This is a genomic window from bacterium (genome assembly GCA_030647005.1).
In the GTDB taxonomy this organism is placed as follows: Bacteria; Patescibacteriota; Patescibacteriia; order JACPHY01; family JACPHY01; genus JAUSKG01.
The window spans coordinates 19,249-34,146 of record JAUSKG010000029.1 but is presented as its reverse complement, the minus strand read 5'-3'; the positions used below and the strand labels follow the sequence as shown (position 1 = coordinate 34,146).

General features: G+C 63.0%; 15 protein-coding genes. 4 read left to right on the top strand and 11 right to left on the bottom strand.

All coding sequences use genetic code 11. The features are described 5' to 3' along the window. Positions 1-156: 156 nt before the first annotated feature. From eno to Q7S96_03940, 9 genes are all read right to left on the bottom strand, one after another. On the bottom strand, positions 157-1,428 hold the full coding sequence (eno, locus tag Q7S96_03980; protein MDO8463400.1) for a phosphopyruvate hydratase: 1,272 nt from the start codon (positions 1,426-1,428) through the stop codon (positions 157-159). 10 nt (positions 1,429-1,438) lie between these two features. After that, positions 1,439-2,632 carry a phosphoglycerate kinase gene (locus Q7S96_03975; GenBank protein MDO8463399.1) on the bottom strand — a complete coding sequence of 398 codons (1,194 nt, stop codon included), beginning with the start codon at positions 2,630-2,632 and terminating at the stop codon, positions 1,439-1,441. A 10-nt stretch (positions 2,633-2,642) separates the two neighbouring features. Continuing rightward, positions 2,643-3,950 carry an FAD-dependent oxidoreductase gene (locus Q7S96_03970; protein MDO8463398.1) on the bottom strand — a complete coding sequence of 436 codons (1,308 nt, stop codon included), beginning with the start codon at positions 3,948-3,950 and terminating at the stop codon, positions 2,643-2,645. A gap of 129 nt (positions 3,951-4,079) precedes the next feature. After that, positions 4,080-5,108, bottom strand: a complete 1,029-nt coding sequence (gap, locus tag Q7S96_03965; protein ID MDO8463397.1) for a type I glyceraldehyde-3-phosphate dehydrogenase — start codon at positions 5,106-5,108, stop codon at positions 4,080-4,082. Between the two features lie 116 nt (positions 5,109-5,224). After that, positions 5,225-5,803, bottom strand: coding sequence for a translation elongation factor Ts (locus Q7S96_03960; protein MDO8463396.1), 579 nt, complete (start codon positions 5,801-5,803; stop codon positions 5,225-5,227). Next, positions 5,800-6,561 carry a 30S ribosomal protein S2 gene (rpsB, locus tag Q7S96_03955; protein MDO8463395.1) on the bottom strand — a complete coding sequence of 254 codons (762 nt, stop codon included), beginning with the start codon at positions 6,559-6,561 and terminating at the stop codon, positions 5,800-5,802. Before rpsB ends, Q7S96_03960 begins: the two co-directional genes overlap by 4 nt. A gap of 234 nt (positions 6,562-6,795) precedes the next feature. Continuing rightward, entirely contained in the window at positions 6,796-7,305 is a 510-nt protein-coding gene (locus Q7S96_03950) for a hypothetical protein (GenBank protein MDO8463394.1), read from the bottom strand. Positions 7,306-7,481: 176 nt separating this feature from the next. After that, positions 7,482-7,802, bottom strand: a complete 321-nt coding sequence (locus Q7S96_03945) for a hypothetical protein (protein MDO8463393.1) — start codon at positions 7,800-7,802, stop codon at positions 7,482-7,484. Positions 7,803-7,902: 100 nt separating this feature from the next. After that, positions 7,903-8,718, bottom strand: a complete 816-nt coding sequence (locus Q7S96_03940; protein MDO8463392.1) for a hypothetical protein — start codon at positions 8,716-8,718, stop codon at positions 7,903-7,905. Positions 8,719-8,895: 177 nt separating this feature from the next. Between Q7S96_03940 and rpmE the strand changes: the two genes are divergently transcribed. The 4 genes from rpmE (at position 8,896) to prmC (ending at position 13,315) form a co-directional block, all read left to right on the top strand. Next, positions 8,896-9,189, top strand: a complete 294-nt coding sequence (rpmE, locus tag Q7S96_03935) for a 50S ribosomal protein L31 (protein ID MDO8463391.1) — start codon at positions 8,896-8,898, stop codon at positions 9,187-9,189. Between the two features lie 95 nt (positions 9,190-9,284). After that, on the top strand, positions 9,285-10,328 hold the full coding sequence (prfA, locus tag Q7S96_03930; protein ID MDO8463390.1) for a peptide chain release factor 1: 1,044 nt from the start codon (positions 9,285-9,287) through the stop codon (positions 10,326-10,328). A 1,508-nt stretch (positions 10,329-11,836) separates the two neighbouring features. Beyond that, entirely contained in the window at positions 11,837-12,439 is a 603-nt protein-coding gene (locus Q7S96_03925) for a hypothetical protein (protein ID MDO8463389.1), read from the top strand. A 57-nt stretch (positions 12,440-12,496) separates the two neighbouring features. Continuing rightward, entirely contained in the window at positions 12,497-13,315 is an 819-nt protein-coding gene (prmC, locus tag Q7S96_03920; protein MDO8463388.1) for a peptide chain release factor N(5)-glutamine methyltransferase, read from the top strand. Between the two features lie 15 nt (positions 13,316-13,330). On the opposite strand, the gene Q7S96_03915 is transcribed toward prmC, so the two are convergent. After that, a complete protein-coding gene (locus Q7S96_03915) occupies positions 13,331-13,744 on the bottom strand; it encodes a hypothetical protein (protein ID MDO8463387.1) in 414 nt (137 codons plus the stop codon). Then, the gene (locus Q7S96_03910) at positions 13,716-14,888 is read right to left on the bottom strand and encodes a DUF3048 domain-containing protein (protein MDO8463386.1); all 1,173 of its coding nucleotides are present in this window, start codon (positions 14,886-14,888) and stop codon (positions 13,716-13,718) included. Before Q7S96_03910 ends, Q7S96_03915 begins: the two co-directional genes overlap by 29 nt. Between the last annotated feature and the right edge of the window lie 10 nt (positions 14,889-14,898).

Sequence of the window (14,898 nt, the reverse complement as noted above, 5' to 3'; positions counted from 1 at the left end):
ATAATGGATCTTCTCTCTCCGCAGCTGGCGCGTGAGCGCCGAGGATTGTAGCGGAGGTCTTTAGACCTCCATCCGGGCGTTGGGGTAGGCGGGTTGGTGGCGGGGAGGAAAGATGGAGACCTGAAGGTCTCCGCTACGGGGGACTCGCACGCCAGATTACGCAACCTCCTCCTCGATCTCCAGCAACCGATTGTACTTCTCCACGCGCTCGGAGCGAGAGAGCGAGCCGGTCTTGATATACTCCGCATTGACGGCCACCGCGAGGTCCGCGATGAACGTGTCGGCGGTCTCTCCGGAACGATGCGAGATGATGACGCCGTACTTCGCCTCGCGCGCCAGCGCGATGGCTTCCATCGTCTCCGTGAGCGTGCCTATCTGGTTTACCTTGATGAGGATCGCGTTTGCCGCGTTGCACGCAATCCCCTGCCGGAGGCGTGCGGGGTTTGTAACGAAGAGGTCATCGCCGACAACGTGCACGCGCTTGCCGATGCGCTCCATGAGTGCCGTCCATCCCTCCCAATCATCTTCATCGAGCGGGTCTTCAATCGAGATGAGCGGAAACTTTTTCACCCACTGCTCCATCCGCGCGATCATCTGCGCCGATGTCCAGGGAATCCCCTCCTCTCCAAAGCGACCAGTGAAGGAGTAGGTGCGATGCGCCGCATCGTAGAACTCACTCGCGGCGACATCGAGCGCGAGCGCGATGTCCTTTCCCGGTGCATATCCCGCACGCTTCACCGCACGGAGGATGAGCCGGAGGACGAGTTCGGGCTTTGGTTCTGGAAAGACAGGCGCAAAGCCACCCTCATCGCCAACGGTGGTGGCGAGTTTCCGCTTTGCGAGGATGTCGTGGAGCGCGTGGAACACTTCGGCGCCGATGCGGAGCTGCTCCGAAAACCGCTTGTGCTGCGGGACGATCATGAACTCCTGTACGGAGAGCCCGGATGCGGCGTGGCGCCCGCCGTTGACGACGTTCATCATCGGCGTCGGCATCCGCCAACCGCGTAGCGGGAGATCGTACGCGCTCCGGAGGTACTCGTAGAGTGGCACCCCGTGGGATCGCGCAGCGGCAACTGCACACGCGAGTGAGACCGCGAGGATCGCGTTCGCGCCAAGCTTGGATTTGTTCGGCGTACCATCGAGCGCGATGAGCGTGCGGTCCATGGCCTGCTGGTTATGTGCATCCATTCCGAGGACCGCTCGCGCAATCGGGCCGTTCACATGCTTCACGGCGCTCCGCACGCCACTGCCGCCGTAGCGCTTCCCACCATCGCGCAGCTCGAGTGCCTCGTGCGCGCCCGTGGACGCACCGGACGGAACGGCTGCAACGCCGCACGATCCGTCATCGAGCGTCACGGCACAACGCACGGTGGGATTGCCGCGCGAATCGAGAATCTCCCACGCATGGATGGAGGTAATCGTTGCCATAGTATAATCCCTACGCTCGAACGCGTGCTGATTGCCGAAGTGCCAGGATGCCAGGGATCTTCCCATCCGCCGCGAGGTACGCGAGCATCGCCCCGCCGCCGGAGGAGATGTGATCAATGAAACGCTCCATGCGCGTGCGCGCGAGAACCGCGAGCGTCTCGCCGCCGCCGACGACACCGAACGCGCGACCGGATGCGCGGCTCGCGACGACGCGTGCGAGTATGATGCTGCCGTGGTGGTAGGGTTCCTCCTCGAACATGCCGAGCGGCCCGTTCCACAGGATCGTCTTTGCCGCTTTGAGCTGCTCCGCATACGCGCGGATCGTCTGCGGACCGATGTCGAGTACCTGCTCCCTGCCGGTGGCGATCCGGTGCGGCTGGGATTGCACGAGCACGACGTGTGCCGACCGTGCGCCGATGCGCGGATCCCCTACGACGACATCGAGCGGGAGCATCACGTTCCGGAACCGCTTGCTCTTCCGCAGATTCGCCGCAATGGCAACGCCCTCCGCCTCAACGAGCGAATCCCCCACCTCGTACCCGCGCTCGACGAAGAACTGCGTCGCGAGTGCACCGCCGAGGAGCACGCGATCCGCCACGGTGAGAATCCGCGCGATCGCGGGCGCTTTCGTGGTGATCTTCGCGCCGCCGAGGAGCGCGACAAACGGCGACGCGCCATCACGCAAGCGCTCCATTGCCTCCATCTCGCGCTCGACGAGTGCGCCCGCAGCAGACGGAAGCAGCGCCGGTACCCCGACGACTGAGGCATGGGAGCGATGGGCGACACCGAATGCATCAAAAATGTAGTGCGTCCCGAGTGCGGCGATCGCGCGTGCGAATGTCGGATCGTTGTCCTGCTCGCCGCGGTACCGCCGGAGGTTCTCAAGCATGACCACCTCTCGGGGCTTGAGCTCCGCGAGTGCGGTGATGAGCGCGGTGGTGCCGATGCGGCCGCGGAGCAGTCGTACCGTGGTACCGAGCAGTGTACTGAGCCGCTCGGCTGCTGGCGCGAGGGTCTCCCGCGGACGGCCGGACCCGAGATGTGAGAGGAGGACGACCGCTGCGCCTTCGCGGCGGAGGTACTGAATCGTCGGGAGTGTGAGGGTGAGCTTCGTATCATCCATGACGCGCGTCCCATCCATGGGGACGTTTGCGTCTATACGGCAGAGCACGCGTGCACCGCGTAGCGGTCCGAGTGCGCGCATGGTGATAATCCTAGTCGTTCTTGACATACGCACGAATGCCACGGAGCCAAATACTAAAACCCGTCACCAGACCAAACGCACGCGTGAAGTACCGGAGGTCTACCAGCGAGCGCAACACCCAAACAGACCACCCATCCACGATGCGGCCGCGATACGTGAGCATGGCGTACTTCCCACCGAGTGGGAGAATCGCCGGAAGCTCACGCGCCCGATACGCACGCAGACGCGCCGCGCGGAGCATACGCATGACGTTCTCCCCGACGATTGGCGCCGACCGCACCGCGTGCGAGGCGAGCGGCGGGATCGTCCCACCGCGTGCATCCGGAAACACCGCGCAGTCACCGAGCGCAAACACGCAACGCTCGCCTTCCACGAGACCAGTGCGATCCACAACGACGGCACCGCGCGTATTCACGGCGAACCCCGACTCCTTTGGGAGTGCCGTTGGCACGATCCCGCCTGTCCACACCGTGACGTCGGACGCGAGTTCGCAAGAGTCGCCAGAGAAACCGCAGAGGAGCTGCTCACGGTGCTCGCCCTCCCGCAGCGGCCGCGGAACGACGGTCACCCCATCGAGCGTCACCTTCCCCACGAGCGCATCGAGGAAGACCCGCACGCCAAGCCGATGGAGCCGCCGGAGTGCGAGGTATGATGCACGTTCCGGAAACGCGGTGAGGAGACGCGAGGCACCCTCCACGATGGTGATCTCGACATCCTCGCGCCGGAGGAGGCCGCGACGGACAAACTCGCGGCACGCAGATGCGAGCTCGGCAGCAAACTCGACACCCGTTGCACCGCCGCCGCCGATGACGATCCCAAATCGCTCGACACTCCCACGGCGTGCGCGCGCGATGAGCTCGCAGATGCGCCGACGGATGTGCAGGGCGTCCGCCACGCTCTTGAGTGGAATCGCGTGATCACGCAGCCCCATGATTCCATAGTACGCGGTTTGCACCCCCATGGCGAGCACGAGCACGTCGTACGGAATCTCCGCGCCACTCAACACCACCACGCGCCGCGCTGCACGATGGATCGCGGTGACTCGATCCTGTACGATTGCGACGTTCGCTTTGCGTGTGAAACGTTCAAGGTGTACGACATCAACGCACACACTACTCGCAAGTGATACGGCTTCTCCGGTGTCGCCCTGCGCGATACCCGTCGCCACCTCGTAGTAGAGAGGCGGAAACTCGTGGCACGATCGTTCCTCGATGAGCGTGAGCGCGATGTCCTCGTGCCGCGCGTACGGCTCGAGCTCCTTGACGACCCCCCACCCAGCGAGGCCTCCGCCGATGATGACGACGCGCGGTATGTCCATAGCATCTTCGGTGCTCCCGCACTAGCTTCGGAGACGATCTGTTCCCCCGTAGCGGAAACGATCTTCGGTGCTCCCGCACCAGCTTCGGAGACGATCTGTTCCCCCGTAGCGGAAACCTTTAGGTTTCCATTAGATCCGCTTTCCCACTTCGAGTGCCATCTCGGCAAGACGGCAACTGTAGCCCCATTCGTTGTCGTACCAGGCCATGACTTTCACGAGCGTGCCATCAATGACCTTCGTGAGCCCAAGGTCTACGACTGCAGAGTAGGGATTTTTGATGAAGTCCGATGACACGAGTGGCTCCTCCGTCACCGCGAGTACGCCGCGGTAGATCGGATTCTTCGCCGCTCGCTTGAATGCATTGTTCACCTGCGCCACGGTGACGGGTTGCTTGAGGACAAAGACGAAATCCGAGAGCGAGACATCCACGAGCGGCACGCGCACGGAGAGCCCGTCGAACTTTCCCACGAGATCGGGAATGGTCTCGGTCGCCGCGATCGCGGCACCGGTCGTTGTGGGCACCATGTTCACATAGGCCGCGCGGGCGCGACGGAGGTCGCCCTTCTTGAGCCCGGGCGGCGGACCGTCCGTGAGGTTCTGCTCGGCAGTGACGGCGTGGATGGTCGTCAGCGCGGCGCGCTCCACCCCGAATGCATCGTTCACGACGCGGGTGACGGGCGAGACGCAGTTCGTCGTGCACGATGCGTTGTTGATCGCATCGTGGTCGCCGAGCTGATCGTCATTGACACCAAGTACGAACGTCGAGACGTTGCCCGACCCCTTCGTCGGTGCGGACACGATGACGCGCTTCGCGCCCGCCGTGAGGTGCGCACGCGCGGCACCATCCTGCGTGAACCGACCCGTGCACTCGAGCACGACATCCACCTTGAGCTTCTTCCACGGGAGCTGCTCCGGCTCACGCTCCGCGTAGACGTGGATATCCTTCCCGTCAACGGTGATCGCGTGCGACCGCGCACTCACGCGCCCATCGAAGCGTCCGAACACCGTATCGTACTTCAGGAGGTGCGCGAGCGTCTCCGGATCGGTGAGATCATTCACCGCCACGACGTGGAGCTTCTTTCCGAGCCCACGCTCCTTGATCGCGCGAAAGGTATTCCGACCAATGCGTCCAAAACCGTTGATGGCGACACGCAGCATAGGAGATAGGAGAAAGGAGTGAACAGCAGCGGCACGAAAAACACACCGCCTATCTCCAGGATACCAAATGCCCAGCCGCTTTGGCGACTGGGCAAGGGTGTGCATGAGTACACGCATCACAGCGAGAATCGCACGAACTCCTGCACCACAACATTTTCTCCGAGTTTCTGAATGGCCTGCTCCATGCGCTGCTGGACCGTCATGGAGTCATCTTTGACGAACTCCTGATTGAGGAGCACGCGCTCCGCATAGAACTTCGCGAGCTTGCCGTCCACGATCTTCGCGACGACGGCCTCTGGTTTACCCGCTGCTTGGGCCGCAGCGATCTCACGCTCCTTCGCGATGATCTCCTCCGGAACATCCTCCAGCCGAACATACTCGGGATCCGCTGCAGCGATGTGCATCGCGAGGTCCTGCACGAGCGCACGGAAATCATCGCTCCGCGCAACAAAATCGGTCTCGCACGCGACGGAGACGAGCACGCCGAGCTTGCCCGTCTGGTGGATGTAGCTTCCCACGAGGCCCTCGGCGGTCTCCCGACCGGACTTCTTCGCGGCCTTTGCCTGCCCCTGCTTCCGCAGCGCATCCTTTGCCACTTCCACATCGCCACCGGACTCCTCAAGCGCCTTCTTTGCGTCCAAAACCCCGACACCCGTTGCCTGACGCAGCTCCATGATCGCCTGTGCGTTGCTCATACGCTCTCTGGTTGTTCTCTGTGCGTTTGCGGCGCAACTGCCGCAACGGGCGTTGCCGCGACGGCCTTCGCGCGTGCGACGGTCCCCTGCTCGACCGCATCGGCGAACGCGGTGACGAGGATACGGATGGACGCGACGGCATCATCGTTCCCCGGAATGGGGTAGGTGATATCCGATGGATCAACGTTCGTGTCGCAGATACCGAACAAGGTAATATTCCGCCGCACGGCCTCGCGTACCGCAGTGGCTTCCTCGCGAACATCCACCACGAAGATGGCATCAGGAAGCTTCGTGAGATCGCTGATACCGCCGACGGCTTCCTCGAGTCGCCGGATCTCGCGGCTCATCTCGGACTGTTCGTGCTTCGTATACTTCTGCTCGAGCTCACCGGTATCGCGCATGCGGAGGAGCGAGCGGTACTTCTGGATGAGTTTCCCGATGACCACGAAGTTCGTGATTGTCCCACCGAGCCACCGACCAACGACGTACGGCATGTTCACGCGCACCGCCTGCTCGCGTACGATCTCCTTCGCCGCATCCTTCGTGCCGACGAACAGGATGGTCTTCCCCTCCCCCACGAGCGCGCGGACCGCTGCGCACGCAACATCCATCCTCGCCACGGTCTGTTCGAGGTCCACGATGTGGACGTTGTTCCGCATCGTGAAGATGTACGGCGTCATCTTTGGATGACGACGCGATTGCCGATGACCAAAATGGACACCGGCCTTGAGCATCTGTTCGAGTGTTGGCGTACTCATAGAAAATAAAAACACGCCCTTTTGACGTCCCTGCCCGTTCATCCTGCCGTGGAGCCACTGAGGGCAGGCCACCGCAGTCCCGGGGAGGTGTGAGATGAGTGAATGCGTTGGACATGCTCACCGTACCATGCACCGCAAGCCCCGTCAATATCATGTATTGGTCCAATACATCACCACGACGCACGAACAAGGCCCGGTACCACATGGTACCGGGCCTTCACCTGTGTGACGGCGCTAGTCGCCGCCTCCGTCACCGCCACCACCGCTGTCACCGCCTCCACCACCGTCGTACCCACCGCCATCGTGCGAGCCGTGGCTGCCGTGATCGTGGTGCGATCCTCCGTCGTGCGTCACGGGAGGGTCGTAGAAAAAACTCCTCGCGTGGTGGTGGTCGTGTGCCGGAGTTGTGTTGCTCGAGTCATCGCCACCGAGCATGTCCACGATCGTTCGCGGTAACATGTCCATCGGTACGGCGACCCCGTTGAGCTCCGCCTCTACGAAGCGTATCGCCTGCTCGTAGTCCAGGAGGAAATCGAGGAGCTCGTCGTCATCGTAGACATCGAAATCCTGCGAGCTCAGACGCTCGATCGAACGCTGCGTACACGCGAGCGGCCTGGAAGATCCCGCAGCGCGATCCTGTACCCTCCGCAACCGCTGCCTCGCGCGGTCTAACGCCTGCTGCGCGCGCGGCGAGCGCTTCGGCAGCGTCTGCGGCGACTGGCTGACGGGCCCTCGAAACGCCATGACGAGGGCCCAGCAAGCGAAACAAAAGAAGAGTGCCCACAAAATAATTTCGCCCACGCATCGCTCCTTTGTCTGGGGATTCACCACCGGTACCTCAACTGCTCGCAGCGTACCGCACATCCTCCGTGCCGTCAAGTATGAAAACCCCCTCCGACGAGTCGGAGGGGGTTGTTCGGTCAGGAGGACGCGGTCCAGAGACGCACCGGAAAGGCGTAGAACGCCTGCACGTGCAGATCGTTGAGTGCGGTGAATGCAGAGGACGAGACGACCGCCCGAACCTGCAACGTTTCACCGCGATGCCCCACGATGGCGACGAGCACGTCGCCCCGCTTGAGGAGCATGCGCTGCTCGCGGAAGGTCGAAAATCGAAGCAACAGACGCCCACGATCACGCACGAACGCGACTGTGGTGGTGGCGCGATGCCTGCTCATGGCGATTGACTCTGCGCCGCTTCTGCGGAGCGAATCGTCGGTCTCTGCATCTTCTCCATCATGCATTCCTCCTTCCCACCTCGTGGGATTCTCGTTTGTGCAAGGTACTCAATAACCGCCAACCATCACGCATCACTCCGCATCGAGCGTAGCGACGCGCTGCCGCTCAGTGGAGCACGCGACCCGAGGGGCTGTCTCGATTGTCCGCTGTCCCGCAATCCTCGCCGGTTTCCGTGCACGCAACGGCACGCTTGAGCGCGACGGTGATCATCCGGGGAGCGAAACCTCCCTGCCGGAGGTGATCGGAAAAATGCTCGAGCGCCGCATCCTTTTCACGACTCAAACGTACGCGGAACCGGGTGATCATGTAGCCGAAGACGATCGCGCGCTCCTGCTCGTCTGCGATCGGTACGATCGCGTCGAGGATGTGGCGTGCTACGACCGCTGCATCCACGTGGTCGCACAGCGCGTGGAGGAGCGCGTCGTTCGCCGCGAGGACGCGCTCGCGATGTCGCACGACGATCGCCCACCGCTCATCCTGGTCGTGGAGATCCGCACCGCGCATGCACACGACACCGAACGGACCGCAATCGTGAATACGATACACGAGTGCGAGGATGACGACCCGATTATCGAGGGACAACGGGCCGAGGTACGTGAGGAGCATCGTCGCCGCTTCCACCGGAAACAACGCGCTGTCGGAGAGTCGTTCGACGAGTTCGAGGAACGAGTCCGATTGGCAGAGCAAGGACACGCGCCGTGCGTACTCATCGTCGCTCATGGATTCCATCGGAAACGTGGACACCGGGGTCTCCGGAACGTAGGGCAGCACACGGAACGCGTGCGCGAGGTGCGGGAGGCGACGGCGCGGCTCAATGGCACCAAAGAGATACTGCGACACCACGCGGGCCCAGGCACTCGGATTCTCGTACTGGACACCGAGCCGTGCATCCCAGCACACCAGCTCATCGTCATTCAGCATCAATTCGAACCCCCGTGCAGGAATGATCGTTCCACCGCTCATGACGCTCCTCTCTCGTCGTTTTGGACGGATGAAGGTACTGCTCCGAGCGTACCCTCCTGGAGTGGTCTTGTCAATGGATCGTGGCCATGCTACGGTAGTCATCGGAGCAGCAAATCAGCAGCATCCCCTCTTCCTATGAAACAAGCAATCCACCCGGAGTACTACGCGGCCGCGACGATGGTGTGCGCATGCGGAAACACCATGACGGTTGGTTCCACGAGCGAGACCACCCAGGTGGAGCTCTGCGCGAAGTGCCACCCGTTCTTCACCGGCAAGCAGAAGATCGTGGACACCGCACGCCGCGTTGACCGATTCCAGCAGCGTGCAGCCAAGCAGGAGACGGCTGCCGCAGCACGGAGCGGCAAACGTGTGAAGAAGGAACGCGATGTGCAGCGACGCGCCGCGAAGACCCCGAAGGCAGAGGAGTAAGTACATGCCCACCGAGCACGGTGGCGAGGAATCGAGGCATGCGCCTCGATTCTTCCGTTCTGCGGTATGCTGGAGAGAACGACAGACAGCACCCTATGGATGCACAGGAACTCAAGGCGAAACACGAGGACCTCGAACGACAGCTCCAGGACCCCGCGATCATCGGCGACCACCAACGGCTCGCCGTCGTGTCGCGTGCGCACGCGGCCACGCGCAAGGCACTCGAACTCGTGGACGCCATCACACGACTCGATCGCACCATCGCCGAGGCGCATGAGGCGGCGAGTGCCGACGAGGAGGAGCTCCGCGCGCTCGGTGAGGAGGAGCTCCAGACCGCCACGGCGGAACGAGAGCGCGTCGCTGCGGCACTCGCGGAGATCCTCGAGCCGGGTGATCCGGAGGATGATCGGGACATCGTCGTGGAGATCCGCGCCGGTGTCGGTGGTGATGAGGCCGCGCTGTTCGCCGCCGACCTCTTCCGCATGTACGCGCGATTTGCCGAACGCAAGGGATGGGCGATGCGCACGCTCCACGCGGCGCACAACGACCTCGGCGGCATGACGAGTGCCATGTTCACCGTTGAAGGCGAACGGGTCTACCGCTGGCTGAAGTTCGAGAGCGGCGTCCACCGCGTCCAGCGTGTTCCCGAAACCGAGAAGGCCGGCCGCGTCCACACCTCAACCGCCACGGTCGCCGTACTCCCGAAGGCGGAGGAGGTGGACATCACCATCGATCCCAAGGACCTCAAGATTGACGCCATGACCGCGAGCGGCGCCGGCGGGCAGTCCGTGAACACGACGTACTCCGCGATTCGCCTCACGCACCTCCCGACGGGCATCGTCGTCACGTGCCAGGACGAACGCTCACAGAAACAGAACCGCATCCGTGCGATGGAGGTACTGCGTGCGCGTCTCTATGCGATCGAGCGCGAACGCGCGCAGCGCGAACGCTCCGAAGCGCGCAAGGGCCAAATCGGCACCGGCGAACGGTCTGAGAAAATTCGGACGTACAACATTCCCCAGGATCGCATCACCGATCACCGCATCAAGCAGACGTGGCACAACATCGAAAAAATTCTCGACGGCGACATCGAGGAGATGCTCAGCGATATCCGTGAGGCAGCGAAGAAGGCCGCGTGAGGACGGCCCACCTCCCGCTCCGCTCGCGACGTGGCAATCTCACACGATACAAATGGAGAGATTGCCACGCCCTCATGGTCTCGGGCTCGCAATGACAGTACTTCTATACTTTTTATACACGCACGTTCTCTCGTTCAAGTTATCCACACCAATGCATTTGACGGCGTTTATACGGCATGTACATTGGATATTGTCGCTCTCGGAGCGTCTCGATCTTTTGCAAAAGATTGACAGCCAGAGTCCGCGGTGTCGGCGGCGCGGGTGAGGGACAGGGTCCCGAAGCTCGCGTTGCAATCGTTGCGCCTCCAAATTTCTGAAAAGAAACTGGAACGTGACGACGAACGGCGAACGGATCACCTGCGGGTAACCGCGGGGTGTCAGCAACCGTCCATCCATTACGCGCTCCGGCGGGAGCCATGGATGCCGGTGTGCTACACCGGGAATGACGGAGAACTGGTTGGCCCGCATGCGTGAGCATGCAAGGCAAAGTGGTAATCGGGTATCGGGGCTACCTCGGTAGCTCTGCGCCTCCTAGGACCTCCGGCAGCAACCGGAACCTGGAGGATACCGACACGCCACAAGCAAGAGCATGTTGGAGAGACGCACGGTGACGCGCACCAGTGAACGCTGGAGTTCGTCATCGCTCACCAACCGCTGCACTGCTCCTCACGGGGAGGAACTCATGGACGCTTGCGTCCACGATGATCCCCATTCCGCGAGGTGTGCAAGGTTTTGCTGAAGACCCCGCCAACGCCGAAAGCGTGGCGACGAGGTCGGCGATCGCGTTCTGTCTTGGAAACAAGCGGAGCCCGAGAACCGAAGGGTCGAGCAGTGCCTCAACGGGTCAGCGAGTTTGGTCGGTAACGTCCTGCCCGCTTGCCCCGCGATGTACTGGCTGCCAAAAATCTCGTGCAGCGAATCCGCTGTGCGATGTCGTTAATGACGGTGATAGTGTGCGTGGGTGCTCTGACGAGAGTCGTCTCACCAACGTTCACTGATGCAGGGCTGCACGCTTGATGTCCCCTTCGGGTTTCCCGGAGTCATGGCGTCGAGCGAGAGCGGTGAGCATACCACGAGTAACGACACGGACGTGCAGTACTGTCTGTGGAAGTTGCGTGGTTGCCGTCGCGAACTGAAGATGCTCGTGGGCTTCCCACGTCATCGAACGTTCGTAAGGGAATCTCCCTAGATCGTCTGCAGAGACAGCTGACGATGCGACCGTGCGGTTGAAGTGATTACGCACGGCGTGATTCCAGAGGTGCGCTCCGAAAGGAGACCACCTCACCCACTCCCTGCGCACTAGGAGGCGCAGTGCCAGAACTTCCCCTCGAAAGGAATTACAAGCGTTGGGAAGGAACGGCAGAGGCGGGTGCCGCATGAAGAAGGGTGTCACGGAAACGTGACGCACACCGAGTGATCGGTGGGCGTCCGATCCGAGACACCCTTTTTCCTTTGCACTTGCGAGGGCTGTGGATATGCGGTAGTGTCTTTCAGAGGAGGTATGACCAATGGCTCGTTCACAACGACGTGTATCCCAGCAGAAGTGGTGTGACTTCTGCGATCGAGGCCCCGATACGCAGCAACTCGTCGTATGCAGCACCACCGCGCGCATATGCATGCAGTGCATCCACACCTTCTTGCAGCTTCGAGGGAAGGATCTCGAATCGCACACGCCGCGGAGCACGGACGATGACGCGCGCGAGCGACCACACCCCACGCCACCGCGCGGATGGCCCTGGCTCCCCGTGAGCCATCCCGCGCAATCCCGCTGGAGCGAGCTGTTCAACCTACGGCTGCGCGAGCTCAAAGACGAGCAGCCGTCGGAGCCCACGGCGGTGGTTGCACTTCTCAGCAGCATCCCGATGCCGGAAGCAGTTCGTACGTTTCCGCTGGAGTTCTGGTGCGGAAAGAACATCGTTCCGCTCGCACGCTCCAACGAGACGCTGACATTGGCGGTATCGGATGCGAGCGCACGCATGTTCGACATTGATGAAGTGAAGTTCCAAACAGGGCTCGACGTCACCACGATCCTCGCACCGCTCCTGGAAGTCATGGCTGCGCTCGACGCGCTGCGGCACTGGGACACCGACATCGCGCCGCTCCTGACCTAGCTCCTCGCCCCACCTGTCCCTTGACAGGTGGGGCGTTCTCATTGACGATGGGACAGTATGGAGCACATGATCCGTAAACGACAAGACCTCCTCGCACACGTCCTGCGCCGTGACCAGACGTGGGTACTCACGCACCCCGACACGCCACTCACCGCCGCGCAGCAGCGGGACTACGACGCGCTCATCGCGCGCCTCGATGCCGGTGAGCCGCTCGCGTACCTCCTGGGCGAGCAGTGGTTCTACGGCCGTCCGTTCACCGTGACACGCGACACGCTCATCCCGCGGCCGGAGACCGAGCAGCTCATCACGCTCGCACTCGAGCGAGCGGACAGCGATCAATTCGTTGATGTCGGAACCGGATCGGGCGCAATCGCGGTGACGATCGCAGCGGAAATCGCGGACGCGCGCGTACTCGCCATTGACATCTCGCCGGCAGCACTCGCCGTCGCGCGAGCGAACGCAACGCGCCATCGCGTGACGGAGCGCATGACGTTCGTCGCGGGGAACCTCCTCGCGCCACTCGCAGCAGCCCCCGACGACCTCGACCGCACCGCACCGCTCACCATCATCGCGAACCTCCCGTACGGAACCACAGACGAGTGGCCCACACTCTCCTCCTCGATTACACACTACGAGCCGCGCATCGCGATTGATGGCGGCCCGGACGGTCTCGATCCCTACCGCGCGTTCTTCGCGCAGCTCCATGAACTCGCGGTGGGACGCAGTGCCCCCTGCACGGCCCTCCTCGAAATAGACCCCCGTCGCAGGGATGTGCTCGCAGCGCTCGTCGCACGAACGCTCCCCCACTGGCAAGCGTCATGGCACCGCGACCTCGCCGGCCACTGGCGCGTCCTCGAACTCCACACCACACCCTGACGGGTGTGGTGTGTGCTAGGGATCAACGGTTTTCGTCGCGCCGTCAGCTTCGGTGAAATACCACAGCGTGTACGATGACCCATCACGCGATTGGTACGTATAGCAATGCCGCGGCGAGGGGTCTGCCATGGGAACATGCGGTGCCGTGGGGTCAGCGACCGATGCTTTGAGGTGACCGCGGTCGAGGAGCGTCCGGGAAATGGCGTCATCACCGGCGATGCAGGTCAATGCCTCTGCCATCGGGTAGCTCCCCGTTTCCGCGGCGATGAGCGCGAGCGCCTGCTGGATCCTCGCGACATCGCCGGCGCGCTGTGCGTCGCGCGTGCGCAGCGCGAGCGACCGCGCACCGCCGGCCACGCCAGTGCCAATGATCGTCACCACGGCGACGATCCCGAGCAGTTCAAGGACGTGCTGCCGTGTGTTGTACATACGCCGCCTCCCAATCACCGTTCACGAACTCCACCCAGGTGGTGCCGGGTGCGAGCACCATCGAAGCACCTGCGCCGTCTCCAGATGCGCGACGCAATCCAAAAAGTCCACCCGTATCCGCCTGCGGATCGCTCCACCCCCAGGTTCCGTCCGTGCGCGTTCCGCCCGTGAGGAGCGTCGCGTACTTCCGCGAGGCGAGCGGGGTCACCACCGGTGGATCGAGCTGCGGAATGGCGAGGCGACCGATACGATCGAGCACGACCGAGTCCACACGCAGCACGACGACGTTCTGCGCAGTCACTGGTATCCCGTTGACGTCACGATGGACACGACCTCCCTGCGAACGCACGTAGGCGCGCTGCGCTGCATCGTACGTCCACGAAACATCGAACGCGCGCTCGGCGCCAAGTCGAATCGAGAACGTCGCCGGAGAGCCGTCGGCGGCCGCCTCCGCATCCGCGTACTCCCAGAGGTGCCAGTCGTCCGGCCTCGCGTCTCCGAACGCATCACGCTCGACGAAGAACGTGACGAGGTCCTCCATCTCCGCGTACGCGTTGAACGGCGCGCTCCGCGTCGTCGAGCGATAGTACGGCGCGCGATACCACTCGTCCACATGGCTCCGCGTCTTGAGCAGCGCGAATGCCGCAGGGCTCCCACCGACGTGCGCGTACGGCGTTTCCAACATATCCACGAGCCCGACGAAGTACGGCCGTGCAGAGCGAACGGGCCCAAAGGCATCCTCCGCGGTCGCTTCCGCGACGGCGAGGAACCGCGTCCGCTGCCCCTCCACCGGTACCGTGAGCACGAGTGGTGCATCGGCGATGCCGGTCTGCGGCCTCGCTTCCGGCGCGTTGTCCACCATAATGCCAATCGCGTGCGGCTGCGGCGCGGAAACCGGCATCGGCAAGCCGTCCAACCACCGACGCTTCGTCACCTGCTCCACCGCCACAGGAGGAGGAACGGAAACCGGCGGGAGCGGCGTCCGCGCCCAGCGCACGTACAACCAAGCACCCCCGCCGCATACGGCGAGGGTGCAGAGGCCTACGAGTGCGGCCTCCTTACGATGCATCTCCATGGCGCGTGTGCATCGCTCCCACGCGTGCGCGAAGTATCGCGCGAGTACTGGTCGTGAAGGGAGCGTCATCTCCTGCTGG

Bases quoted from the DNA above. Each gene is read 5' to 3' on its own strand.
- gap (MDO8463397.1), bottom strand. From the start codon at position 5,108: ATGCTGCGTGTCGCCATCAACGGTTTTGGACGCATTGGTCGGAATACC.
- prmC (MDO8463388.1), top strand. From the start codon at position 12,497: ATGGAGCACATGATCCGTAAACGACAAGACCTCCTCGCACACGTCCTG.
- Q7S96_03960 (MDO8463396.1), bottom strand. From the start codon at position 5,803: ATGAGCAACGCACAGGCGATCATGGAGCTGCGTCAGGCAACGGGTGTC.
- Q7S96_03950 (MDO8463394.1), bottom strand. From the start codon at position 7,305: ATGGCGTTTCGAGGGCCCGTCAGCCAGTCGCCGCAGACGCTGCCGAAG.
- eno (MDO8463400.1), bottom strand. From the start codon at position 1,428: ATGGCAACGATTACCTCCATCCATGCGTGGGAGATTCTCGATTCGCGC.
- Q7S96_03915 (MDO8463387.1), bottom strand. From the start codon at position 13,744: ATGTACAACACACGGCAGCACGTCCTTGAACTGCTCGGGATCGTCGCC.
- prfA (MDO8463390.1), top strand. From the start codon at position 9,285: ATGGATGCACAGGAACTCAAGGCGAAACACGAGGACCTCGAACGACAG.
- Q7S96_03945 (MDO8463393.1), bottom strand. From the start codon at position 7,802: ATGCATGATGGAGAAGATGCAGAGACCGACGATTCGCTCCGCAGAAGC.
- Q7S96_03970 (MDO8463398.1), bottom strand. From the start codon at position 3,950: ATGGACATACCGCGCGTCGTCATCATCGGCGGAGGCCTCGCTGGGTGG.
- rpsB (MDO8463395.1), bottom strand. From the start codon at position 6,561: ATGAGTACGCCAACACTCGAACAGATGCTCAAGGCCGGTGTCCATTTT.
- Q7S96_03910 (MDO8463386.1), bottom strand. From the start codon at position 14,888: ATGACGCTCCCTTCACGACCAGTACTCGCGCGATACTTCGCGCACGCG.
- Q7S96_03925 (MDO8463389.1), top strand. From the start codon at position 11,837: ATGGCTCGTTCACAACGACGTGTATCCCAGCAGAAGTGGTGTGACTTC.
- Q7S96_03940 (MDO8463392.1), bottom strand. From the start codon at position 8,718: ATGCTGAATGACGATGAGCTGGTGTGCTGGGATGCACGGCTCGGTGTC.
- rpmE (MDO8463391.1), top strand. From the start codon at position 8,896: ATGAAACAAGCAATCCACCCGGAGTACTACGCGGCCGCGACGATGGTG.
- Q7S96_03975 (MDO8463399.1), bottom strand. From the start codon at position 2,632: ATGCGCGCACTCGGACCGCTACGCGGTGCACGCGTGCTCTGCCGTATA.